Here is a 23,307-nt window from a genome sequence, read left to right on the forward strand (position 1 = left end):
GACACGGATAGCAATGACAGAATCTTTGAGCCCAAATACCAGCTCGTGCGAGCAACAAGCACTGCGCGATGAACTGGAACAATTTGCCGAGCAGCAAAAAGCCCAATTCCTTGCCCATACCCCTGTGACCGAGTTGGTTTATGCCCGCTCACAATTTATCGATCGTTTGCTTACCCGTTTGTGGCGCCACTTTCAGTTTGACGCCATTCCTCGTCTTGCCTTAATTGCCGTTGGTGGTTACGGACGTGGCGAGCTTCACCCACTTTCTGACGTCGATATTCTGGTACTGAGCCAAGAACCACTCAACACCGCCACTGGTAATAAAGTCAGCGAATTTCTAACTTTACTTTGGGATCTTCGACTCGAAGTGGGTCATAGCGTACGAACCATTGAACAGTGCATTGAAATTGGCGCTGATGATCTCACCGTTGCCACCAACCTTCAGGAAGCGCGCCCTATTTGCGGCTGTACCGACACTTTTCAGCAATTAGAAGAACGTGTTCACGCGGGGGATTTTTGGCCAAGCGAAGCTTTCTATCGCGCCAAAGTCGAAGAACAAAAAACGCGTCATGCTCGCTATCACGACACCACCTATAACCTTGAGCCAGACATCAAATCTAGCCCAGGAGGACTTCGTGATATTCACACCTTAAGCTGGGTAGCTCGTCGCCACTTTGGCGCCACCAGCTTGCTTGAAATGAGCCGCTTTGGCTTTTTGACCGATGCCGAATACCGCGAATTGGTGGAATGCCAAACCGCCCTGTGGCGTATTCGCTTTGCCCTTCATATTGAACTGCGTCGCTACGACAACCGCTTAACTTTCGGTCATCAAGCGCAAGTAGCAGAACACCTAGGCTTCATCGGGGAAGGTAATCGCGGTGTTGAGATGATGATGAAAGAGTTCTACCGCACCTTGCGTCGGGTTTTGGAGCTCAACAAAATGCTATTACAGCTGTTCGATCAGGCAATTTTAAACAACACCGATGCCAGCGAAGTGATCGTGTTAAGCGAAGATTTCCAAATCCGTGGGCACTTAATCGAGGCAACCAAACCCGCGCTATTCCAAGCACGTCCAGAAACCATTTTAGATATGTGTTTGCATGTGGCAGACAACTCCACCATTGAAGGCATTGCCGCGCCAACTCTGCGTCAGCTGCGTACCGCCCGCCGTCGCCTCAACCGTTTCTTGGTCGATATACCAGCCGCACGCGATAAATTCATGGACTTAGTTCGCCAGCCGAATGCCCTGCAAAAAGCCTTTCGCTTGATGCACCGCCACGGCATTTTGTCGTCCTACTTGCCACAGTGGAGTCAAATCGTCGGTCAAATGCAGTTCGATCTCTTCCACGTTTATACCGTGGACGAACACAGCGTACGACTACTGAAACACCTCCATAAATTTAGCGATCCTGAGTACCGCCAACGCCACCCTATTTGTTGCGAGGTATATCCAAGGATCATCAAAAAAGAAATCCTGATCTTAGCGGCTATTTTCCACGATATCGCCAAAGGTCGCGGTGGCGATCACTCTGAGCTAGGGGCCGTTGAAGCCTATGACTTCTGTATTTTGCACGGCTTGTCGCGCCCTGAAGCCAACATTGTCTCTTGGCTGGTTCAGCACCACTTGTTGATGTCGGTCACTGCTCAGCGTCGCGATATTTATGATCCTGAGGTAGTAACCGAATTTGCCAAAACGGTGCGCGATGAAGAGCGCTTGGACTATCTGATCTGCCTGACCGTGGCCGATATTTGCGCTACTAACCAAGACTTGTGGAACAGTTGGAAACGCACTCTATTAGCGGAACTTTATTATTCGACGCAAAAAGCCTTGCGCCGTGGGCTGGAAAATCCACCCGATATGCGTGAGCGGATCCGCCACAATCAGCAAATGGCGTCAGCAATCCTTCGTAGCCATGGTTTCACCCCACGCGAAATCGAAGTGTTATGGCAACGTTTTAAAGCCGACTATTTCTTGCGCCACACCCACAAACAACTGGCGTGGCATGCCGAAGCGATGCTCACTCACGACCACGAAAAGCCGCTGATTTTACTCAGTAAAAAAGCAACTCGTGGCGGCACCGAAGTGTTTGTTTACTGCAAAGACAAGCCTAAGTTGTTCTCGATTGTGGTGGCAGAGCTAGATAAGAAAAACCTGAGTGTTCATGATGCCCAGATCATGACCAGCAAAGATGGCTACGCACTTGATACTTTCATGGTACTCGACCCAACCGGGAAAGCCTTACCAGAAAACCGCCATAACACGGTGCGTCGCGCACTGGTGAATGCACTCACGCACATGAAGTCGGATCGCAAAAAGAAACGCGCCCCACGTAAATTGTTGCATTTCAATGTGCCAACCAAGGTGGAATTCTTACCAACTAAAACGGGTAAGAAAACCATGATCGAGTTAGTGGCGCTAGATATGCCGGGGCTACTGGCTAAGGTCGGGGCCGTGTTTGCCAAACTGCATATCAGCTTGCAAGCTGCGAAAATTACTACCATTGGCGAGCGAGCAGAAGACTTTTTTATTGTGGTCAACGAGCAAGGTAGTCAGCTTACTAAGGAAGAGCAACAAGCCCTGAAAACAGCCTTGATTGCTAAGTTGGATCACCACGAAAAGTAACCTCGTCTTCACGACACTCATCAATCTATCCCTTAGTCTGCGCACTTATCAGACTAAGGGATCTTGTCCACATATCCCACCCGCAACACAAGCACCTTTGCTACAAACTTGCTACATTATTTGAACAAAGCGCACCTTTTATAACCTCTCCTACATCATGAGGCCTCTATGTATCCAAACCTCAAAAGCATCGGCATCGAAGTCCCTGAAACCATCGAACGCTACAGTCTGCGCCAAGAAGCAGCGAACGATATCTTAAAAATCTACTTCAAAAAGAAAAAAGGCGAACTGTTTGCCAAAAGCTTAAAGTTTAAGTTTCCGCGCCAACGTAAGTCTGTGGTGGTTAACAGTGGCAATCGTGAATACAAAGAGATCACCGAAATCAATCGCAGCCTCACCCATGTGATTGACGAGCTTGATATCCTAACCAAGAAAAAACACACTGAAGTCGATGTAAAGAAAAAGATTTTAAGCGACTTACGCCACTTAGAGCAGGTAGTTAGCCACAAGATCGCCGAAATTGAAGCTGATTTAGAAAAGCTAAAGTGATACTCCTAAAAGACAAACGCCACCCTGAGAGGGTGGCGTAAATAGCGGTAATTATAATACTTTGGATACTAAGCGACTTTCTGTAATAACCCACCAAGCCAAGGCAACACCACTTCTAACGCATCAAAGTTAATGCACGCATCAACATCCAATCGCGGTGCAACCGGCTTAGCTTGTATTTGGCTAAGCAGCTCATCAAACTGACGACCACCACCACAATAGCGATCTTCACCATAACTAGAATCCCCTAGCGCAATAACGCCGTAGCGAAGTGCTGGCATAAGAGGAAATTGATCATTTAGAGCGGTATAAAGTGGAAGCAGATTTTCGGGAATTTCCCCCTGCCCTGTGGTGGAAGAAACCACCAGCACCATGTCTTGTTGGTAAGCGACAAAATCTTCCAACGTCGGTTCAGTGTAAACCTCGCTCTGATGTCCACTTTCTCGCAACTTAGCCGCGACCTCGAACGCCACGTCTTCAGCGCCACCAAATACCGATCCTACAAAAATGCCTACTTTTGCCATCGCGTCCTCGCTTAACCTAAAGGTATGTTTTTACTCCCTTAGTTATAGAGTGGTTGCCAATGGCAAAAGTTGCAAATCCCGCTCAGTATTCAATTTAATCTGCTGGTGCCATCAAAGATACCGGCCAATCAAACGCTGTCATTACCCGCAGCCACGCTTCATCAACCGAGGCGCGAATATCTAACGCTTCACCTGTGATCGGGTGGTCAAACTGCAAACGCGATGCGTGCAGCATCAAGCGATGGCAATCGTAGTTTTGGCGGAACATCCGGTTATGACGACCATCGCCATGGTTCACATCACCAATAATGTGATGGCTTAAGTGGTGCATGTGGCGACGAAGCTGATGCTTACGCCCTGTCTCAGGCTTCATCTCAACCAAGCAGTAACGGCTGGTGTTATAACGCCCAACAGGAATATCCGTTTCAACGGTTGCCACCGGGCGATAAGCCGTCACAGCTTCTTGCGCTTCTTGTTCTTCACTCGCATGTTTGTCGGCGATTTTATCCAGCTCTTTTTTCAGCGGGTAATCAAGCACCGCCGCCTCTTTGATCCAACCGCGAACAACCGCATGGTAAGTTTTATGAATATCGCGACCAGCAAACAACGGCATCATTTGCGCTGCAATTTCACTCGACAAAGCAAAGATCAATACTCCCGAGGTTGGGCGATCCAAACGGTGAAGCGGGAACACGTGTTGACCAAGTTGATCGCGCAATGTCTGCATTACAAATTGAGTTTCATGGCTATCTAACCACGAGCGATGCACCAACATCCCCGCAGGTTTATTCACTGCCACTAAGTATTCGTCTTGGAATAAAATTTCGAGTTCCATTGCACTCACTTTTGCTTCATTAAGTTATCGAACTCGCGGCACACCGCGAAGATTGCCAAACCACCTTGTTCCTCTTTCATTGCTTCTTCAACGTAAGGGGCAATTTCAAACTGAGTCGGTAATGGCAGCCCAAGTTGCACCAACTGGTGCATCTTAGGAATGAAAATCCATTGCAGCCACTCGGCGCAGCGTAAAGTATCAATCGCGAACGGCTCCACACTCGCTAAGGCAGCCTCACTCGGTGGCACTGTTTGCCATTGCTGATGCTGCTGCATGGTGTGCTGCAATTGTTCAAGTAACCGCTGGCAATGCTGATATTTGTCCACCGTTTTCTCTCCGCTTGGCTGACGTTGGCGCGCAAGGATACCACCTCCCGTCGCCCTTCCCTAGGGTTAACAACCCAACCACAGCTTGAACCTTGCTCACCAAGCACTCAAAGCCCTTGATATTTCGCTCAACTCCCCCAATCTCCATAGTTGCAAGCTAAGAAATTACCGCTGAAACCCGCACCTTGAGGTGGCATAATCGGGGTTCACTTCTGGAGTAACTAAAAGATGTCCATGGATAACTTTCATACCCTGACCCAGCTACTAGACAACGCGGGTTGCCAATACAAGATCTTTGATTTAGGCCGCCGTGTGGCTGAAATCGACATAGCGCAATTTAAAGCGGTGGAAGATAACCGCCAACCTTATCCATGGCCGCTTCAGCAGCACGCGCATTTATCCATTTCCTTCTGGCAACCGGGAAATGCACCTTGGATCTGGTTCTTACGCTTACCGCTTGATGAGCGCGGTCTACTCAAACAAGCCGCTGTGGGTGATTTCATCAAATACGTGATTGAAGCGATGGGGGCGACACTCAATAGCGAGCCAACCGAAGAAGAGCAGGAAAAACTGGCGGCAAACCCGTACACCTTCAAGCCTAACGATGACAAGATGGCGATTTTCCATGCCCAGCTTCGTCAGCGTTTATCGCTTTCAGCAAGCCAATATTATGAGCATGCTCAACACTACCTCACTGGCGATCTTGGCTGGGATAAGTGGCAAGGCGTCGGTCTACAAGGTCTCGCTGATGTATGTGCACGCATGAAGCAAGAAAATAACACTACCTTGCTGCGCAAAGGGATCAACAAGCTGCCAATGACACCACTGTACGCGCTACTTGGCTGCTTAGAACACTGCGAGCTACCCGTGACCTTAGCTGAGCGCTTGCAAGAGCGTTTAACGCTGGAGTGCGAACAAGCCGATCCGGATCTGTTTTTGATTGCAGCGCTATTGCGTGCGATGTCTGGGGTTGAACCTGAGCTGCTGACCAAAGCATTACAAGGCGTACTCGCAAAACCAGCAATGTGCCACCCTGAAGTGTTAGTCGCGATTGCAGGCCGCTGTTGGAATGGGTTATCTACCCCTGAAATGGCTGCCGAGTTTTTGCTACGTTTAGCGCAAACTCAAGATCAAACGCTATTTAATCAACTGTTTGCCGATTTGGTTATGCTGCCACTACTGCGCGGTATCATGCTACAAGTACTTCATAGCCAAGCAAATCCTGAGCTTGTAGCGGCAATCACTCAGCTACAGCAAGCCACGCGAACGGGCAAGTAAACCCACTCATTCACCCAGAAGGGCAAGGAAGTAAGCAATGTCAGATTTGATATGGATTATGTTAGTTGCCCTTGGTGGCTTTTTATTTTGGCAGCAACGTCGCCAAACCGAGCTCGCCCAACGCTTTATTGAACAACGCTGCGAGCGGTTAGGGTTACAACTGCTGAGCATTGCACGCGGCTCTCACCAGCTTCGCGACGATACAAAATGGAACTGGCATACCGTGTATTGGTTTGAGTTTTCTGCCAATGGGCAAGACTATTACCAAGGTTACATCATTATGAAAGGGTTTCGCCCGCAGCGTTTCCATGTGCCACCGCATCACATGCCCGATATTGGTGAAGAATATTAATAATCGCCAAACGACAGATACAAAAAAAGCAGCCTAGGCTGCTTTTTTCATAAGATATTGGTGATAAAGCCGATGATCAAAAACTTTTTCGCCAACATCAATACCAGTCTGTCTTGGTATATGACACGACATTCACGCCCGCTCCTTCCCCAAAAAGAGCGGGCGCGACTTGCGTCGCGCCCTTAGGTCTTACTTGCAGCAATCCGGCTACTATGGTGCTCCCTGCATCCTTCCGTTGAATCGCTGTAATCCTTCAGCGCTATCCCTTAAATCTTCTTCCTGAAGTTGTCCTTGGCCTTACCCTGACCCGTCGAATCATCCTGCTTCGACTCTCTTCTCCTTCCTGGAGGTGTCCTTTACTTCGTCCTGAAGTGTTCCTTTATGCCTCAATCCTAGAGGTGTCCCTAACTTCATCCTGAAGTGGTCCATTTGTCATCCTGACTAGTAAGCTATCCTCGCCTACCTTTACCGATCCCTTCGGTGTCCCTTCACAGTCCTTGTTCGACATATCATCCTGATACACCGGTCTCTTCCTGAGACAGCCTTAATCCTTGGCTAATTTCCTGTTCCGTTCCGTCAGTTCCTTCCGACACCAATAAGATTACGCCGATCTACGGCAGATAGTAGCTACCTTGAGACAATTTCTTTTCCTGCTGACAAAAAGAAATCCATTACAAAACAACCAAGACCTTATTTATCAGCAACTTACAAATATAACCTTCTCATTTGCGACAGCAATTTCTTCGTATTTCCCACAGCTTTGTAAGAGATCTCTCACAAGGCGATCAGAGATAATGTCATAACGACGACTTGTCACCTCACTAGCCACATTCTTACCACAGCATTAATTATCAAAGACTTACGATAAAACGTGAGATAAATCACAACTACGACGCATCGAAACAGGGGGCAGAAATAGTAAAAGTGGAGGAAAAGCGTTAAGCCAATAGAGAATTTAAGAGGGAGAAAATTTAATAATGTTACTGAGAGATTAGAGATTAGAGATTAGAGATTAGAGATTAGAGATTAGCATCCAGCTAAAAAAGAACGGGCGCAACATCCGTTGCGCCCTTAGGTCTTACTTGCAGCCGTCCCGCTACTATGGTGCTCCCTGCATCAATCCTTGATCTGCTTTTTTGTTCCTAAGCGTAATTCCTAATCTCTATCCTAGAGTTGTCCTTCGGCAGTTCCTTGGCCCGTCGAATCATCCTGTTTCGACTCTCTCTCCTTCCTGGAGGTATCCATTACTTCTTCCTGAAGTATTCCCTTATGCCTCCATCCTAGAGGTGTTCCTTTACTTCATCCTGAAGTGCTTCCTTATCCTCCGTCCTAGAGGTGTTCCTTTACTTCGTCCTGAAGTTGTCCTTTCGTATCCTTACCGCCAGCATCCTGCTCGCTCAATCTATCCGTAGATTATCCTTGGCGTTCCTCGCCAGTTAGCATCCTCGCTAACTTCCCTCATCCTAAGGTCGGCTTGTTCCAAAAGCCGTTTCCAAGTTCCCATGCCAGTGTCCCTCTGACATGGTTAATATTACGTTTTTCACGGGTCGCCACAACCCGCCAATTACCCACAAAGGAGTAGATGGATAATATCTGCTTTATCAGTAAAATTTTAAATTACTGATTTTTAATAATTAAATTTCAAAGGTAAGCACAAGCAGACAATTTATTCTGCTTATCTCCCACAGCCTTGTAAGAGATCTCTCACAAGCAACTAGGTGAATAACTAAAAAGCTATTTATTGCTCCAAATAAAGTCGATCATTCTGATCTCAATGTGAGAAATAATACTTAACTTAGCTATTCATCCAAACTCACAACTACAACAGTTTGATCACATCTCTGCGCCTACTTCGTTTTCACTGGATTTGTTCACCGTCAAGTAATGAGATCTAAGGGACAAGCTCTATACTTAGAACATTATCGCTTTTGGGGAGATGCGTAATGGAAACCTTCAACCATAACCTGAGCCATTTATTTAGCCAGCTGGGGCTTAATAACTCGCAAGCTTACATTGAGCAATTTTTAGCGGAGCATCGTTTAGAGCAAAACGAAACACTCGCTGATGCGACTTTTTGGCAACCGTCTCAGCGCCGTTTTATCAAAGAATCCCAAGAGCAAGATGCCGATTGGTGTGAAGTGATTGATCAATTGGATGCTTTACTACGAAAATAGCGCCCTACTTTGATCTTTTATTTGGAAAGCGTGAACAAGGATCGCCATGTCAGACATTAGCCAAGACTTAGAACAAGCCATTTCATCATTAGTGGCAGAAGGAAAAGAACCATCGGTGGCTTTGATTAAAGCGCGTTTAGCCTCGCCATTACCGATGCCCGTGATCATCAAGGCGCTGCAATCTTGGAAGAAAAACGCCAAAGTTCCCAAAATAGAGAAGACCACGCCAACACTGACCAGCGAGCAACGCATCGAACAACTTGAGCAACAAGTGGCAGCCCTGACCGCCCGCATTAATCAACTCGAACAACAGATCTAACTTCTAGTACAAGGGGACGAAAAACACATTCGTCCCCTTTTGAATAATGGCGGCAAATTCCAAGCTAGCTTGGTTATTGATAATCCCAGGATAAGTTAGAAACAATACGGCAATCGTCGCATTTAAAGTGGAAGATACCGTGAAGCGGTTCATCGAGTGCCCACTCACCACCACATTTCGGGCATTTACGCGCCTTCTCTTGCGCTAAACCTTCACCACCCACTTGGTATTGGTAGTAATAGGTAGGGATTTTGGTGATGTATTCAATACGTCCACGCAAATCCCAGCCACGACGGAATAAATCACTATCGGCATCGCGAATTTCATGCAGAGTCGCATGCTCAGCCTGACAGCCACCCGCCATTTGCACTTCGTCGCATGCTTGCCACTCGGTTTGCCATTTCACTACCGCTTTATGATCGCCATTAAGGGTTGGCGGAATGCGGTACAAAGGGATCGGCATTAAAGTTTCACCGCAACGTAATGGCGAACAAGTATGGACATAAGTGGTGTAAATAACCTGCCACGATGGCGAAAAGTCTTCGGCTGCCGCTTCGGAGTTAATGTCACGCCCAAGCACTTTCACTTTCGGCGCTAACAGTTTCGCTTGCGATAGTCGATTCAAACAAGCGTTCACGTTGTCGCTATTAAACTGCGGGTGCAAGCTGTCCATTTCAGGGCAAACCGCTCGTACACGAAACACGGCGTCGTCCATCACGATCGGAAATTCACGCCCTAACACTTGGCCATTATAACGTAAGGCATCCATCAAGCCATTAACAGTCTGGTCTACCGCTGAGATTGTGGTGTTGTCAAAACACTCAAAACTCATTTCCACAACGTACATAATTAATCCTCGCGAACCACTGGCGTTAGCTTTTGTAGGAAGGTTTCCACATCTGCTGCTAGCACATCGCGATGATCTTTACCCAAGGTTTCTAAAATCACCTGACCGGTTAAGTTACAAATCGAGATCACTTTATCTTCAGCATCAAGCGCACCAATAAACACAGTCGGTTTCAGCTTCAAACGGCGCTGAGTAACAAGGTGACCCAAAATATTTTCTTGCAAACGTAACGTGTCGTCTTCGCTAAATGATTGCAGCAAATCGAATTCTAAATCACCAAACTTCGCTGTCATGTCACCGCTGTACTGACTTGCGTAAAAAGCCACGATATCTTGGTGCAAAGCCAGTTCAATGCCCTTTTCAACTGCGGCTAAATCGCCCATTGGATCGCGTGCAACAGCTTTCCATGTCACGTCATAACCCGAATCATGCTCAACACAAGGTGATGAAAGACCGACTAAATCGGCACTGCGGGGAAAATTGTGTCCGGCATCTTGCCACGCTTTCATAAAACGGGCGGAAAATTCAGATAATGCGTCCGTAACTGGATGATTCATTCGCAACCTCATTAAAGATTAAGTAAACTTTGGGTATTCTAATCTAAGAGTGTCCAAGACAGTATGAGCAAATATAAAGACGCGTCAGAATTAGCGGGTTTAACCTTAGGTCAAAAAACCGAATACGCCAGTCAATACGCCCCTTCGCTACTCCAAGCTGTTCCACGCAGCCTGAATCGAGATGACCTCGCCCTTGGCGATGACCTTCCATTTACCGGCTACGATATCTGGACACTCTACGAACTATCTTGGTTAAATAACAAAGGCTTACCTCAAGTAGCAGTTGGTGAAGTTCGCCTACCCGCGAACAGCCCTAACCTGATTGAATCTAAGTCTTTCAAACTGTACCTTAACAGCTTCAACCAAACACGCTTTGCGAGCTGGCAAGAAGTGGTCGAAACACTACACAAAGATCTGACTGCGTGTGCGGGTGCTGAAGTGGATGTTACCATTCAACCAGTAACCGACTTCACAGGCGAAGAGATTGTGAATTTTGATGGTACTTGCATCGACGATCAAGACATTGAAATCACTGACTACGACTTTGATGCCAACCACCTTGAAGGAGCGGCTGACGGTGAGGTTGTAACGGAAGAGCTACACAGCCACCTGTTAAAATCAAACTGCTTGATCACCAATCAACCTGATTGGGGTAGCGTGCGTATCTCATACAAAGGTAAGCAACTTAACCGCGAGAAACTACTGCGCTACTTGGTGTCATTCCGCAACCACAACGAATTCCACGAGCAATGTGTTGAGCGTATTTTCACTGACATAATGAAATTCTGTCAGCCAGAACTATTAACGGTATATGCTCGTTATACCCGCCGTGGTGGTTTGGACATCAACCCTTACCGTACCAACCAAGGCAAAACACCAAGTAACAACTTCCGTCTTGCTCGCCAGTAAGCGCTAATAACTACCTCTTATTGGGTGTTTTTACGCCAAGGTTAGGCTGTAAAGCCATAGATACAATAAGGGGTTGTTGGCTCTGTCCAAATAGTTACAAAATAAGTCCAGCAAATGCATGTCGTTTGCTGGACTTGATTGCCTAAGCCAGTATATTAGACCACTGTGTTTATTGTGGTTTAATTAATGATATGAATTTTTGCCGTTGGCTTTTTTGCGCATTCTTCTTCTGTAGTCTTTCCTTCAGCGCTGCTGCAAAAATTTACACCACGCCGATCTTGGCGGAAGCAAACGAATTACTTCAAACCAGCCCGGAGAAATCCCTTCAGATCACCGAGCGCTATCTCAGTCAGCGTCGCTTAAGCGAGCAAACTGAAACCGCACGCGTCCATGTCAACGATGAAGCGGACCACACTATTCGCACGCCACTAAACACAGTTAATGCGATGCAAATCAAAGCGCAAGCCCACGCTTTGCTTAACCAACCGGAACGCGCACTCACACTTATCAAGCAAGCCATCAAAATGGCGCAAGATAACGAGTTGGAATTTACCGTCTTAGAAACTCAGCAGATTTACGCCAAGATCTACTGGGAAAACCTACAAAACAGCGCCTTAGCCCTACAATTACTCGACAGTGTTGATGCTGCGATTAACCAATCTGAGCCGCTGAAACTCACCAAACAAGTCAAAGTGCTGCAATACGACAGCATCTTGCTGCGAGCTGTGATTGAATCGTCAGTTGGTACCGAAGAAAAAGCCGAAAAACTATTTAGCAAAGCCAAACGACTATTAGCCAACCTTGATGACAGCAGCGCACTTATTCACTACCAGCTTACCCTTGGCGAGCACTATCTCAAGTACAACCATTACGATTTAGCGCTTGATCGCCTGCTTAGCGGTTACTGGCTGGCAGTAGAAGAAGATAATAAGGCACAAACGGCTATCGCCAACCTTGGCCTTGCCACCTTATTTGAACAGCGCAAAGTATTCGATAAAGCCCTTGAACATGCGACACAAGCGGGTGAATTTTTTGAGCACTTTAAGCGTACCCAGCCGCTGGCGAAAACCCTTGCTCTTATTGCGTCAATCTACGAACAAGAGGGGCGTTTCAATCTGGCTTTAGTGCACTACTTCAACGCCTTAGATCAAGAAAGCCAGCTAAAACACGACGGTCGCTCGTCTCAGCTCTACCTCAATATTGCCCGCGTGTATTTGCAGCTCTACAACTACCCAAAAGCAGAGCAGTATTTACAACAAGCACGTCAAATGGCGAAAAAAACGGGCAATGAGATCCTGATCGCAGAGAGCTTGATCCTCGAAGGTAAACTGCAACTCGCGGAAGGTCATGTTGCTAAATCAATCTCGACACTACAGTCAGGGTTGCTAGCGGCAAGTCGTATTGGTCAACTTGAGCTGCAATTGCACGGCGAAGTTATTCTCTCGCAAGCCTTTGAGCAAAAAGGAGATTACTACAACGCCCTGCTTAGCCAACGTCGTTACGAACAACTGTTTGCCCGCAAACAGAAAACCCAAATGAAGAGTAACGTCGAGGTCTTCAAACAACAGCAGCGTATGATGGAACGCTCACTGATGCTCGAAGAGCTTGAGCGCCAACAGTTTGAAAGTGAAAAAGCCCTCCACCAACAGCAGCAAGTCAGCATTTTTCTGATCAGCGTGTTAGTGGTGATTTGTATTGTGCTCTGGCGCCGTCACAGCATGGCTAAAATGCTGCAAAACCGCCTGAAACGCTTACGCACCGAATTCTATACCCATCCGCGTAGTGGCTTGCGTAACCTGCGTATGCTCAATGCACGTTTACCTGATTCGTTACAGCAAAGCAGTGCCAACTTTGAGCAATGGCACTTGGGTGACATCATCAGTGAGCCGTTAAGCGACCGCTTACGCTTTGCCTTAGTTGAAATTCCGTTCCTCAAGCATATTTACCTTGAACGCGGTTACCAGCAAGGATTAGAAATGGAACGCCAGCTAGGTGCCTATTTCAAAAATGAAGTGTGTAAACCTGCTCGCTTGTACCACTTTTCAGACGCCATGTTCCTTTACATTGAGCCAAACTCTCGATTGAACAGCGAACCTTCACAGCTCGCAGATTCTATTCAGCAGCTAATTGATGGTTTTATCGGTGAGCGTAAGATCGATAACAAGGTACGCATTGGAATGGCGGAATACCCTTTCCTACCTCGCGCTTACACCGCGATTAATGACCAAGAGCTGATCGATATTCTGCTGATGGCAGCCAACCGTGCGCGTTTAAACAGCAAGCAAGAAGCGGGAAGCCAATGGGTGCACTTAAGTGCGATTGATGCCGCACCGGCTGCTAGCTTTGCCAGTGACAACATCCGAAAAGCATGTTTGCAAGGCATCAATAATGGTCTGGTGAAAGTGCAAGCTTCGACAGCGCTCGAATTTTGTTGGAATAATGATCACGATTTTGATAATTAGCTCAATTAAATCCTCTAGAAATAGCCATTGCAGCCGCTAAATCAAAGATGAGGTGAATCTTTTTGCTAAGATAAACACTTGTTTATAAATTATATAATTCTAACTAATTTTAAGTTCTTGTTTTAGGTAGTTATTACCCACGTGACAGATGTAAACGCCGTTGTTTCAGAAGTGAGTAAATTGAAGCAGCGACTCGATCAGGCTCAACTTTCATTCCGTGATGCGTCACTTAAGTCGCGTCGCGAGATTGTTATACTCAAGCGTCTGATCACCCGCCTGTCTGTAGCCTGTCGTGGTATCGATAACGAGTTAGATGCCAAGTTAGTGGAACTTCGCCACGACCTTGAACAGCCCAAAGACATCAGTAAGCTGATCCCGCGCTTAGCCATTATCGAACGTTTGGTGACACGCCAAGCCGCGCTTACAGAGCAAGCAAGCCAAAACCTTGAACAACATATTCACTTAAGCGGTGATACCCTCAACCGTGTCCGCAGTTTGCCAGCACAACTCAAACGTGACTTACGCAATATCTTGGCCTTTGATTCCGAAAGCTTGAATCAAAACCACCAGCGTATGATCCGCCTGCTGCAACTGTACGAAAACGCGGTCAAGATGCTGTCGACCTCCACCAATCATCAACACAGCAACCAAGTTGATCAAGATGTCCTTCAGCACCTTAGCAGCGAACTTCAGCACCTTATTACTGAGCTAGATTTCACCGATGAATCTAGCAATGTCTTACTCGAAATCCGCAATAAGCTGTTAATTGGTGTCAATGCCGAGACCTTGACTGAACTCTCTCTCACCGTGCTAAAAATGGTGATGGATGGACACCATAAAGACCGCCGTCATTCGCAAAAATTTATGGATGACATCAATAGCGATCTGGCGACGCTGAAAAAAGCGACCAACCAAACCTTAGGCCAAACCAGTGCCTTAGCAGAGCAGCGCGGTAGCATCACAACTGAATTTTCAGATCTGGCGCAACAAGTACAGACCGGATTAAAAGAAAACGATAATCTGGAAACCTACCGTCCAGAGCTTGAAAAGATGAGCCAAGAGTTTCAAACCTTGGTGGATCGCACTCATGCACTCGAAAAACGCGAACGCCAACTACTCGAGCAACTGGCGTATAACGAAAATAAAGTGATTTCGCTGTACGACAAAACCACCGAGCACCATCGCGAGTTAAACAACCAAGAGCGTAAAATGTTCTTGGATCACCTCACCAAAGTGTACAACCGCGCCGCCTTTAACGACCGACTCGAACACGAGTACCGCCGCTGGCTTCGCTACCAACACCCATTGTGTGTTGCCCTGTTTGATTTGGATAATTTCAAAGAAACCAATGTGAACTTTGGTTATGTGGCAGGTGATAAAGCGTTGAAAATCATCGCCCGAACAATTCACCAATGCCTAGCAGACACTGACTTTATTGCCCGTTTCGATGGCGATAAATTCATGGTGATCATGCCAGATTGCAACGAAGAAGATCGCACTAAGCGCATCACTCAAATTCGTGAAAACGTCGCGCAATTGCCGTTCCATTTCCGCGACCAACAAGTCTCTATCACCTTGTCGGTTGGTGCGACCCTGTTTGATGCCAACGATACCCCTCCCGCCATTATTGAGCGCACCCAAAAAGCCCTTAACACCGCAAAGAGTACCGGCACCAATCGCTTAAGTTGGATCTCATAACGCTGCTCGTTACACCTTTTCCTTATTCACAAACTGCTGATTCTTCACTGGGCAAATACCTTAACTCTGTGTAAGGTAACAATAAGACACTGATATTAAATAGTAAAAACTTCGCTAAGCTTATCTATACTAATATTTATGTCAGCAACATCAGCGCCAATAACTGATACCCACCAGACACATTCACGTGCTCAAGCTGGTCGGTATTACCAATATAAAGAGAACCAAAACAATAACTGCGCGTAATTGATGATCAGGGAGGTCACCATGATTACCCATATCAGCCCTGTCGGTAGCATGGACATGCTATCGCAACACGAAGTGGACCTATTAAAAGCGACCGCTTCTAGCGATTTATACCGCTTATACCGCAACTGCTCACTGGCCGTGCTCAACTCCGGTAGCCACACCGATAACTCTAAAGAACTCCTCGAAAAGAATAAGAGTTTTGATGTCAATGTTATGCGTCGCGAGCGCGGAATCAAACTTGAACTGCTCAATCCACCCGAGCATGCCTTTGTCGATGGTCGTATTATCCGCGGGATCCAAGAACACATGTTCTCGGTACTGCGCGATATCGTGTACGTCAACATGCACATTGAACAGCGTAAAGACATTAATCTTACCAGTGCACCACATATCACTAACTTCGTATTCAGTATCCTTCGCAACGCCCAAACCTTGCGTGCAGGGGAAAGCCCAAACATGGTGGTGTGCTGGGGTGGTCACTCCATCAACCCAACCGAATACCAATACACGCGCGAAGTCGGTAACGAACTTGGCTTGCGTGAACTTAATATTTGTACCGGTTGCGGACCGGGCGCGATGGAAGGCCCGATGAAAGGTGCAGCAATTGGTCATGCCAAACAGCGCTTTGGTGATAGCCGCTTCTTAGGGCTCACTGAACCCTCGATCATTGCTGCTGAGCCACCGAACCCCATTGTGAATGAATTGGTGATCATGCCTGATATCGAAAAACGCCTCGAAGCCTTTGTTCGTGTCGGTCACGGGATCATTATCTTCCCAGGTGGGGCGGGGACAGCCGAAGAGTTGCTGTATATCCTAGGTATCTTAATGGATCCAGAAAACGCCGCTCAACCTATGCCACTGGTATTAACTGGCCCCAAAGAGAGCGAGCCGTATTTCCGCACTCTCGATAGCTTTATTCGCGACACCCTTGGCGAAGCCGCGACCAAGCATTATCAAATCGTGATTGATGATCCGGCTAAAGTGGCGCGTATTATGAAAAACGCCATGCCGCAAGTGAAAGAGCACCGCTTGGCAACGGGCGATGCCTATAGCTACAACTGGTCGTTGAAGATCCCGCCTGAATTCCAATTGCCGTTCGAGCCAACCCATGAATCAATGGCAAGCTTGGATCTGCACATGAATCAACGTCCTGAACATTTAGCGGCCAATTTACGTCGTGCATTCTCGGGGATTGTAGCGGGTAACGTCAAAGAAGAAGGGATCCGCGAAATCGAGCGCAAAGGTCGCTTTAAAATCAACGGCGATATCGCCTTGATGAAACGTATGGATAAATTGCTGAAAAACTTTGTTGACCAGCAACGCATGAAACTACCGGGCTCCAAGTACGAGCCATGCTACGAAATCATCACTGCACCTGCGGTAATGAAATAAATCAACAAAGTGCGTACAATAAAGGGCCTGTTTGGCCCTTTTTTTATGTGTTATGTCTATCCATCTTGTTGTTATTGATGCTTTAAACCTCATTCGCCGTGTGCACGCAGCCCAACCGGGCGAACCTGATGTCGCCAACACCGCCAAAGTGTGTTGTCAAGCACTAGAGAAGATCATTAACAACAGCCAGCCAACTCATATTGTGGCAGTGTTTGATCATAACAGTGAAGATCGTGGTTGGCGTGCGGAGCTGCTACCGCACTACAAAGAAGGGCGCAAACCCATGCCAGAGGAATTAGCCGCTGGGATGGATCAAATTCAAGATGCCTTTATGGCAATCGGCATTGATTCCTTGCTCTCTGATGGCGATGAAGCCGACGATCTCATTGCGACACTTGCACTCAAAGTCGCGTCACGAGGCCAACAAGTCACCATTGTCTCGACCGACAAAGGCTACTGCCAATTACTCCAACCAACCCTACGTATTCGCGATTACTTCCAACAGCGCTGGCTCGATGCCCCTTTCGTCGAAAAAGAATATGGTGTCAAACCCGAGCAACTATCGGATTACTGGGGCTTAGCAGGGATCAGTTCAAGCAAAATACCAGGCGTAACAGGGATTGGTCCCAAAGCTGCCGTTGAGCTACTTGGCTTGTACCCAGATTTAGAAGCAGTATTAACCGCAGACGATCTGCCAGCCAAGTGGCAAAAGAAAATCACAGGCAACGAAGATACCGCTCGCGCCAGTAAAAAAGTGGCTTCGCTGCAAACCGACTTAACCTTGGGCTTTAATCTTCAAGATATTCGCTATACACCCGCGTAATAGCAGCGAAAATTCGGCTCGAGCCTTCAAAAACGCTCGGCAAGTCTACCGATAATGCAAACAAAAACGGCACTCCTTGGAGTGCCGTTTGTTTAGTTCTCAATACAATTGATTCTGCATTGGTCGCGCCATTTTACGCGAGGGATGCAAACTCAATTAGTGCGCTGAACGGTTATCGGTGCGCTCAATGTGCACTGTAATTTCTTCACGGTCGTGATATAGGTGCTTAGCTTGAAGATTAAACTTCACCCCGTTTTGGATCAGGTACTGCTTCAGGTTTTCGATATCTTGCAGTACTTCATCGTAGCGACCTTTCATTGGTAGTTTAAGGTTGAAAATGGCTTCTTTCGCCCATGCTTTGATCAGCCAATCACCCATTAGGTGAGCAACACGTGCAGGCTTTTCTACCATGTCACAAACAATCCAAGTCACGTTCTTACGTGGTGGCTCAAATTTAAAGCCGTCCACTTCGTGGTGTTTCACCTGACCTGTGTCCATCAGGCTCTGCGCCATTTGACCATTATCGATCGCGTGAACAAACATAGAGCGCTTCACCAGTTGGTAAGTCCAACCGCCCGGGCACGCACCTAAATCCACACCCCACATACCAGCAGCTAAGCGTTGATCCCACTCATCACGTGGAATGAATACGTGGAACGCTTCTTCCAGTTTTAGGGTTGAACGGCTTGGTGCATCAGCAGGGAACTTCAGACGAGGAATACCCATGAAGAACTGCGAGTTATTGTTGGTTAGCGAGTAACCCACATAACAGCAACCTGGTGCGATAAAGCACACGTGCAGTACTGGCTTCCACTTGTTGTCTTTCGCGTACAGTACATCTTTCTTACGTAGCGCCTGACGTAGCGGCACTGTGAACTTACGACAGAACTTCAATAGCTCTTTTGCTTCGTTGGTGTCAGGTGTCTCAACACGCAGTTCACCACAACGAGGAAATTCTTCAACCGCCTCTAAGATCGGTGAAATGCGGTCATCTTGCGGCAAATCTTGCAACAATGGCATTGCAGCAAACATTTGGCGCGCAAAAATCAACGATGAGAATGGCTGATTTTTAATGAACTTCTCAGCATCACCTTGCTGATAAAACTCAAATACCACAAAGCCGCTGTTGTTTTTCACCCGAGGGAAACCATACAACTCCAGATTGTTTGCTTTGTCTTGAACTTCACCGGCACATTCTTTTTCAAAGCCTGGACGACAGTAGAATATTACGTGATTCACTTTGAACCCTCAGCTGAACGCCAAGCAGCGACTATCAGTGCTACCCAGCCAAAAATAAAACAAAATCCCCCCAATGGGGTGATGGGACCAAACCACTTAATCCCAGTTAACGTCAGCGCGTATAAGCTTCCGCTGAAGCACACAATACCCGCTGCGAAAAAACAAGCTGCGTATAATACAGCTTTTGACGGCAGAATGCGTGCCCATAATCCACATCCCACCAGCGCAAGGCTGTGCATGCCTTGGTATTGGACCCCAGTTTCAAACACCCCAAGCAAATACGGCGACAATTGTGCCTTTAAACCGTGAGCAGCAAAGGCGCCTAACATCACGGTGAGCGCACCACTGACGCAAGCTAATACCAAAATCCAACGCGCGCGATTGATCGCCTGCGCCGAAGTGGCAATATCCAAACTTGAATCTGTTGCCATCGAAACCCTACCTTACGCCACCGCCGCGAGTATAAAGTCGGCCAATTGCTTTACGACTTGGTCACGATTTTGTTGCTCAGTAAAACCCGATGCTTTGCGTGGTTTGAAGCTATGATCGCCATCAGGCAAAAAAGCAGTCTGAACCGCTTCGCTGTATTGCCATGCTTCCACTTCGGCACGGGTACCAAAAGTATCGCGCTCACCTTGTAAGATCAGTGTGGGTGTTTGCATCGTCGCTAGGTGATCGCCACGAAAGTTCTCTGGTTTACCCGGAGGGTGAAACGGAAAGCCCAAACATGCTACGCCCTTCACTTGATCACGACAGCTTGCTACCTCTGGCGTGTCATCTGCGATATCGCTCACCATTAAGCTTGCCATACGACCGCCCATGGATTTGCCGCCAATCACCAGCTTGTCGCTGGCATGCGCAACAATATGACACTGAAAATCAACCAAGAGTTTAGGCTGGCGATCCGGCGGACGCTTCTTGCCGTCTTCGCGGCGTTTCACCATGTAAGGAAAATCAAACCGCACCACGTGAATGTCGTGCGCAGCCACACCTTGGGCAATCGCCGTCATGAACTCGTGATCCATCCCCGCCCCTGCGCCATGCGCAAACAAAAAAGTCGCTTTGGCTTCATCCGCCTCAGGACCGTCAATCAAGTAGGTTGGTAACGTGTTAGTCGACATCCGGCATGTCCTCTTGCTCACGAGCGGCTTTAGTGAGTACCCAATCACGGAACACTTGAATACGACCGGTATCCGCTTGTTTTTCCTGACATACAATATAGAAGGCATTTTTACTTAGCAGCACTTCATCAAACGGACACACCAAGCGCCCCGCTTCTAGCTCAGGCTGCGCCAGTACATTATTACCCAAAGCAATCCCCTGACCGTGAACCGCAGCCTGCAACACCATGGTAGAGTGACTGAAGATAGGTCCTTGGTTTACGTTGGTGCCCGCCACATTGTATTGGCGTACATAGTTCTTCCACTCTTTGCGTGAAGTATCGTGAAGTAAGGTATGAAGCTTAAGATCTTCCAGTGAATGCAACGGTTTGGGCCCGCTCAGCAGCATCGGCGAACACACGGGCATCAAGAACTCTTGATACATCTTATCGACACGTAGTCCAGACCAATTACCACGTCCATAGTAAATAGCCACATCAACATCATCGGTCAATGAACCTTCGTCTAAATCCACCGCTTTGATCCGCACATCAATGTCTGGGTGCTTCTCATTAAAATCGCTTAAACGAGGTACCAACCACTGAATAGCAAAACTAGGAGGTAAACTAATGGTTAATGCGCCTTTCGCACCACGTTCTAACACCTTATCTGTGGCATCTGAAATTGCAGAAAAGATGTCTTTCAAATCGAGAAAATAACTTTGCCCTTCTTCCGTCAATAATAATGAGCGGTTTCGACGGCGAAATAATTTGAGCCCTAAAAATTCTTCAAGTGCTTTAATTTGGTGGCTTACAGCTGCTTGTGTGACAAATAGCTCTTCCGCTGCACGAGTAAAACTTAGGTGGCGGGCGGCGGCTTCAAATACTTTTAATGAGTTGAGCGGTGGTAATCGTCTCGACATACTTTTCCTACTTGGCTATAACATTAGTTTTTTTTATGGTAATCATTATAATTTGTCCATTGCCCAAGTGCTACATAATCCCTATTATTCGTCTCGCAGCTGAGGTCTAGTGCAAGGTTTTTGCTCTCTAGCATATGTACTAACCAATGTTGCGATGTTGTGTTTGCATATTGTCCGATCACTATCGGATAGGTAGTTTAACTACCAATTTTACTTCCTGTATATTTGACCTGTCTGTCAAAATCATTTTTAGCACTGTGCCCCAACACAGTGCTATTTTTTTATCTTTTTCTTACCACCACCGTGCTCCATACCCAAATCCCGCGAGATTTAGTACAATTGCGCCCCTTCTTTTATCAGCAAGTGATCCACCATGACGGCTCAATTTTCGATCGATACAATTCGCGCTCAATTTCCCGCTCTTCATCAAGAAAGTAACGGTGAGCCTTTAGTGTATTTAGACAGCGCAGCAACCGCGCAAAAGCCGCAAGTGGTGATCGATGCGATCAAAAATTATTACAGCGGTCAAAACGCCAATGTTCACCGTGGCAGCCATTCGCTAACCGCCAAAGCGACCGCCAAGTTCGAGCAAGCACGTGAAACGGTGCAGCATTTTCTCAATGCCGCCAGTAACCGTGAGATCGTATGGACGCGCGGCGCAACCGAAGCCCTCAACTTAATTGCTCAAACTTATGCTCGTCAAAACCTAAAGCCGGGTGATGAGATTTTAGTGAGCGAACTTGAGCATCACGCCAATATCGTGCCGTGGCAAATCGTGGCAGAGCAAACCGGTGCCAAGGTGGTGAAAATTCCAATGACAGCCGATTGCACTTTGGATATGGCAGCCTATGAGCAGTTGCTCAACGCCAACACCAAGATTGTGGCTGTGGCGCAAATCACCAATGTGACCGGCACCCGTAATCCGATTGAACAGATGATCCCGCTTGCCCATCAATACGGCGCAGTTGTGGTTGTCGACGGCGCTCAAGCAGTGGTGCATGAGCAAGTGGACGTCCAAGCGCTGGATGCGGATTTTTACGTTTTCTCTGGCCACAAACTATATGCCCCAGCAGGGATCGGGGTGCTATATGGCAAACTAGCATTACTCGAAGCCATGCCACCTTGGCACGGCGGCGGTAAAATGGTGGAAAAAGTAACCTTTGCTGGCACCACTTTCTCTGGCGTACCGGGTAAATTTGAAGCGGGTACCCCCAACGTGGCAGGTAGCCTTGGCTTAGCCGCTGCCATTGAGTGGCACAATCAATTCGATCACCAGCAAGCCGAGCAACATATTGCGGCTCTGCGTCAGCGTGCAATCGACGGCATTAAAGATATTGAAGATTTGCGCTTTGTTGGCTTACAGCCCGATGCGAGTTTATTTTCGTTCGTGGTTGACGGCGTTCACCACCAAGACATCGCGACCCTATTAGATCAACAAGGTGTTGCTTTGCGTGCAGGTCACCACTGTGCTCACCCAATGCTCGATGCATTAGGATTGGCAGGCACCTTACGGGTGTCGATTGCGCTCTATAATACTGAAAGCGATATCGATCGCTTTATCGCTGCATTGCACAAAGCGTGTAGCTTGTTGTAAGGAATTATCATGACATTACCTCACCACCCTTTCGGTACTGAGATCACGGCAACTGACATTGTCGCGCAAATGCAAAGCGCGAAAGGCTGGGAAGATCGCTACCGCAATGTAATTCAACTAGGGAAAAAGCTGCCGGCTTTACCTGATGAATATAAACAAGACAATGTCACGGTAAGCGGCTGTGAAAGCCAAGTTTGGTTGGTTCATGCCAAACAAAATGAAGTATTCCATTTTGCAGCGGACTCTGATGCACGTATTGTGCGCGGCTTGATCACCTTAGTCTTAGCCGTGTATGAAGGCAAAACAGCCGATGAAATTGCCGCGTTTGATATTGATAGCTACTTTGCTGATTTAGGGCTGATAGATCATTTAAGTCCATCGCGTGGTAATGGCTTAAAAGCCATTGTGGAGCAAATCAAGCGGCTCGCCACTGCGTAATCGCTAGATTGGATACCTTGTATTGCCATCTGCTATAACAAGTAAGCGAATACCGAAGATTTGATCAAAAAAGCGAGAGTCCATAGGGCTCTCGCTT

Annotated in this window: 22 protein-coding genes; 13 read left to right on the plus strand and 9 right to left on the minus strand. The window is 47.4% G+C overall.

Translation table 11 applies throughout. The annotated features are described in order from the left end of the window. Positions 1–13 precede the first annotated feature (13 nt). Together glnD and A3K86_RS12405 are read left to right on the plus strand one after the other, a co-directional pair. Positions 14–2,623, plus strand: a complete 2,610-nt coding sequence (gene glnD / locus A3K86_RS12400; RefSeq protein ID WP_068331405.1) for a bifunctional uridylyltransferase/uridylyl-removing protein GlnD — start codon at positions 14–16, stop codon at positions 2,621–2,623. Between the two features lie 168 nt (positions 2,624–2,791). Then, positions 2,792–3,172, plus strand: coding sequence for a DUF3461 family protein (locus tag A3K86_RS12405; RefSeq protein ID WP_068331407.1), 381 nt, complete (start codon positions 2,792–2,794; stop codon positions 3,170–3,172). A 68-nt stretch (positions 3,173–3,240) separates the two neighbouring features. Here A3K86_RS12405 and A3K86_RS12410 read toward each other — a convergent pair whose 3' ends face one another. The 3 genes from A3K86_RS12410 to A3K86_RS12420 form a co-directional block, all read right to left on the minus strand. Continuing rightward, positions 3,241–3,696, minus strand: coding sequence for a flavodoxin (locus tag A3K86_RS12410; RefSeq protein WP_068331409.1), 456 nt, complete (start codon positions 3,694–3,696; stop codon positions 3,241–3,243). A 94-nt stretch (positions 3,697–3,790) separates the two neighbouring features. Further along, positions 3,791–4,531, minus strand: a complete 741-nt coding sequence (gene truC / locus A3K86_RS12415) for a tRNA pseudouridine(65) synthase TruC (RefSeq protein ID WP_068331411.1) — start codon at positions 4,529–4,531, stop codon at positions 3,791–3,793. Between the two features lie 5 nt (positions 4,532–4,536). Then, on the minus strand, positions 4,537–4,857 hold the full coding sequence (locus A3K86_RS12420; RefSeq protein ID WP_068331413.1) for a YqcC family protein: 321 nt from the start codon (positions 4,855–4,857) through the stop codon (positions 4,537–4,539). A gap of 234 nt (positions 4,858–5,091) precedes the next feature. Here A3K86_RS12420 and A3K86_RS12425 point away from each other — a divergent pair, with 234 nt between their 5' ends. The 4 genes from A3K86_RS12425 (at position 5,092) to A3K86_RS12440 (ending at position 8,980) form a co-directional block, all read left to right on the plus strand. Further along, the gene (locus A3K86_RS12425; protein WP_068331415.1) at positions 5,092–6,135 is read left to right on the plus strand and encodes a DUF3549 family protein; all 1,044 of its coding nucleotides are present in this window, start codon (positions 5,092–5,094) and stop codon (positions 6,133–6,135) included. 37 nt (positions 6,136–6,172) lie between these two features. Beyond that, positions 6,173–6,487, plus strand: a complete 315-nt coding sequence (locus A3K86_RS12430) for a DUF3301 domain-containing protein (protein ID WP_068331417.1) — start codon at positions 6,173–6,175, stop codon at positions 6,485–6,487. 1,943 nt (positions 6,488–8,430) lie between these two features. Further along, complete coding sequence (locus tag A3K86_RS12435) at positions 8,431–8,661, plus strand: DUF2789 domain-containing protein (RefSeq protein WP_068331420.1); 231 nt, start codon at positions 8,431–8,433, stop codon at positions 8,659–8,661. Positions 8,662–8,701: 40 nt separating this feature from the next. After that, a complete protein-coding gene (locus A3K86_RS12440; RefSeq protein ID WP_198160426.1) occupies positions 8,702–8,980 on the plus strand; it encodes a hypothetical protein in 279 nt (92 codons plus the stop codon). A gap of 73 nt (positions 8,981–9,053) precedes the next feature. Here A3K86_RS12440 and A3K86_RS12445 read toward each other — a convergent pair whose 3' ends face one another. Continuing rightward, a complete protein-coding gene (locus tag A3K86_RS12445; protein ID WP_068331424.1) occupies positions 9,054–9,827 on the minus strand; it encodes a Zn-ribbon-containing protein in 774 nt (257 codons plus the stop codon). 2 nt (positions 9,828–9,829) lie between these two features. Next, entirely contained in the window at positions 9,830–10,384 is a 555-nt protein-coding gene (gene syd, locus A3K86_RS12450; RefSeq protein ID WP_068331426.1) for a SecY-interacting protein, read from the minus strand. A 63-nt stretch (positions 10,385–10,447) separates the two neighbouring features. Here syd and queF point away from each other — a divergent pair, with 63 nt between their 5' ends. The 5 genes from queF (at position 10,448) to xni (ending at position 17,917) form a co-directional block, all read left to right on the plus strand. Continuing rightward, positions 10,448–11,293 (plus strand): NADPH-dependent 7-cyano-7-deazaguanine reductase QueF, encoded by an 846-nt coding sequence (gene queF / locus A3K86_RS12455; protein ID WP_068331428.1) that lies wholly within the window; start codon positions 10,448–10,450, stop codon positions 11,291–11,293. 191 nt (positions 11,294–11,484) lie between these two features. Next, on the plus strand, positions 11,485–13,755 hold the full coding sequence (locus A3K86_RS12460; RefSeq protein ID WP_068331430.1) for a tetratricopeptide repeat protein: 2,271 nt from the start codon (positions 11,485–11,487) through the stop codon (positions 13,753–13,755). Between the two features lie 141 nt (positions 13,756–13,896). Further along, positions 13,897–15,453 carry a GGDEF domain-containing protein gene (locus A3K86_RS12465; RefSeq protein ID WP_068331433.1) on the plus strand — a complete coding sequence of 519 codons (1,557 nt, stop codon included), beginning with the start codon at positions 13,897–13,899 and terminating at the stop codon, positions 15,451–15,453. Positions 15,454–15,720: 267 nt separating this feature from the next. Then, positions 15,721–17,094 carry a nucleotide 5'-monophosphate nucleosidase PpnN gene (ppnN, locus tag A3K86_RS12470; protein WP_068331435.1) on the plus strand — a complete coding sequence of 458 codons (1,374 nt, stop codon included), beginning with the start codon at positions 15,721–15,723 and terminating at the stop codon, positions 17,092–17,094. A gap of 52 nt (positions 17,095–17,146) precedes the next feature. Then, the gene (gene xni / locus A3K86_RS12475) at positions 17,147–17,917 is read left to right on the plus strand and encodes a flap endonuclease Xni (protein WP_068331437.1); all 771 of its coding nucleotides are present in this window, start codon (positions 17,147–17,149) and stop codon (positions 17,915–17,917) included. A gap of 156 nt (positions 17,918–18,073) precedes the next feature. On the opposite strand, the gene rlmM is transcribed toward xni, so the two are convergent. The 4 genes from rlmM to A3K86_RS12495 are packed head-to-tail and all read right to left on the minus strand — an operon-like array spanning position 18,074 to position 21,178. Beyond that, entirely contained in the window at positions 18,074–19,156 is a 1,083-nt protein-coding gene (gene rlmM / locus A3K86_RS12480; RefSeq protein ID WP_068331439.1) for a 23S rRNA (cytidine(2498)-2'-O)-methyltransferase RlmM, read from the minus strand. Then, complete coding sequence (locus A3K86_RS12485) at positions 19,153–19,587, minus strand: DUF423 domain-containing protein (protein WP_068331442.1); 435 nt, start codon at positions 19,585–19,587, stop codon at positions 19,153–19,155. The genes rlmM and A3K86_RS12485 overlap by 4 nt, the downstream gene beginning before the upstream one ends. A 12-nt stretch (positions 19,588–19,599) precedes the next feature. Beyond that, positions 19,600–20,277: an alpha/beta family hydrolase gene (locus A3K86_RS12490; RefSeq protein WP_068331444.1), complete on the minus strand. Its 678-nt coding sequence runs from the start codon at positions 20,275–20,277 to the stop codon at positions 19,600–19,602. Continuing rightward, entirely contained in the window at positions 20,267–21,178 is a 912-nt protein-coding gene (locus A3K86_RS12495) for a transcriptional regulator GcvA (RefSeq protein ID WP_068331446.1), read from the minus strand. The genes A3K86_RS12490 and A3K86_RS12495 overlap by 11 nt, the downstream gene beginning before the upstream one ends. A gap of 373 nt (positions 21,179–21,551) precedes the next feature. On the opposite strand from A3K86_RS12495, the gene csdA reads away from it, so the two are divergent. Together csdA and csdE are read left to right on the plus strand one after the other, a co-directional pair. Next, positions 21,552–22,772, plus strand: coding sequence for a cysteine desulfurase CsdA (csdA, locus tag A3K86_RS12500; RefSeq protein WP_068331447.1), 1,221 nt, complete (start codon positions 21,552–21,554; stop codon positions 22,770–22,772). A gap of 9 nt (positions 22,773–22,781) precedes the next feature. Then, positions 22,782–23,210: a cysteine desulfurase sulfur acceptor subunit CsdE gene (gene csdE / locus A3K86_RS12505; RefSeq protein WP_084406596.1), complete on the plus strand. Its 429-nt coding sequence runs from the start codon at positions 22,782–22,784 to the stop codon at positions 23,208–23,210. Positions 23,211–23,307 lie beyond the last annotated feature (97 nt).

It is taken from the genome of Photobacterium jeanii (genome assembly GCF_001650345.1).
In the GTDB taxonomy this organism is placed as follows: domain Bacteria; phylum Pseudomonadota; class Gammaproteobacteria; order Enterobacterales; family Vibrionaceae; genus Photobacterium; species Photobacterium jeanii.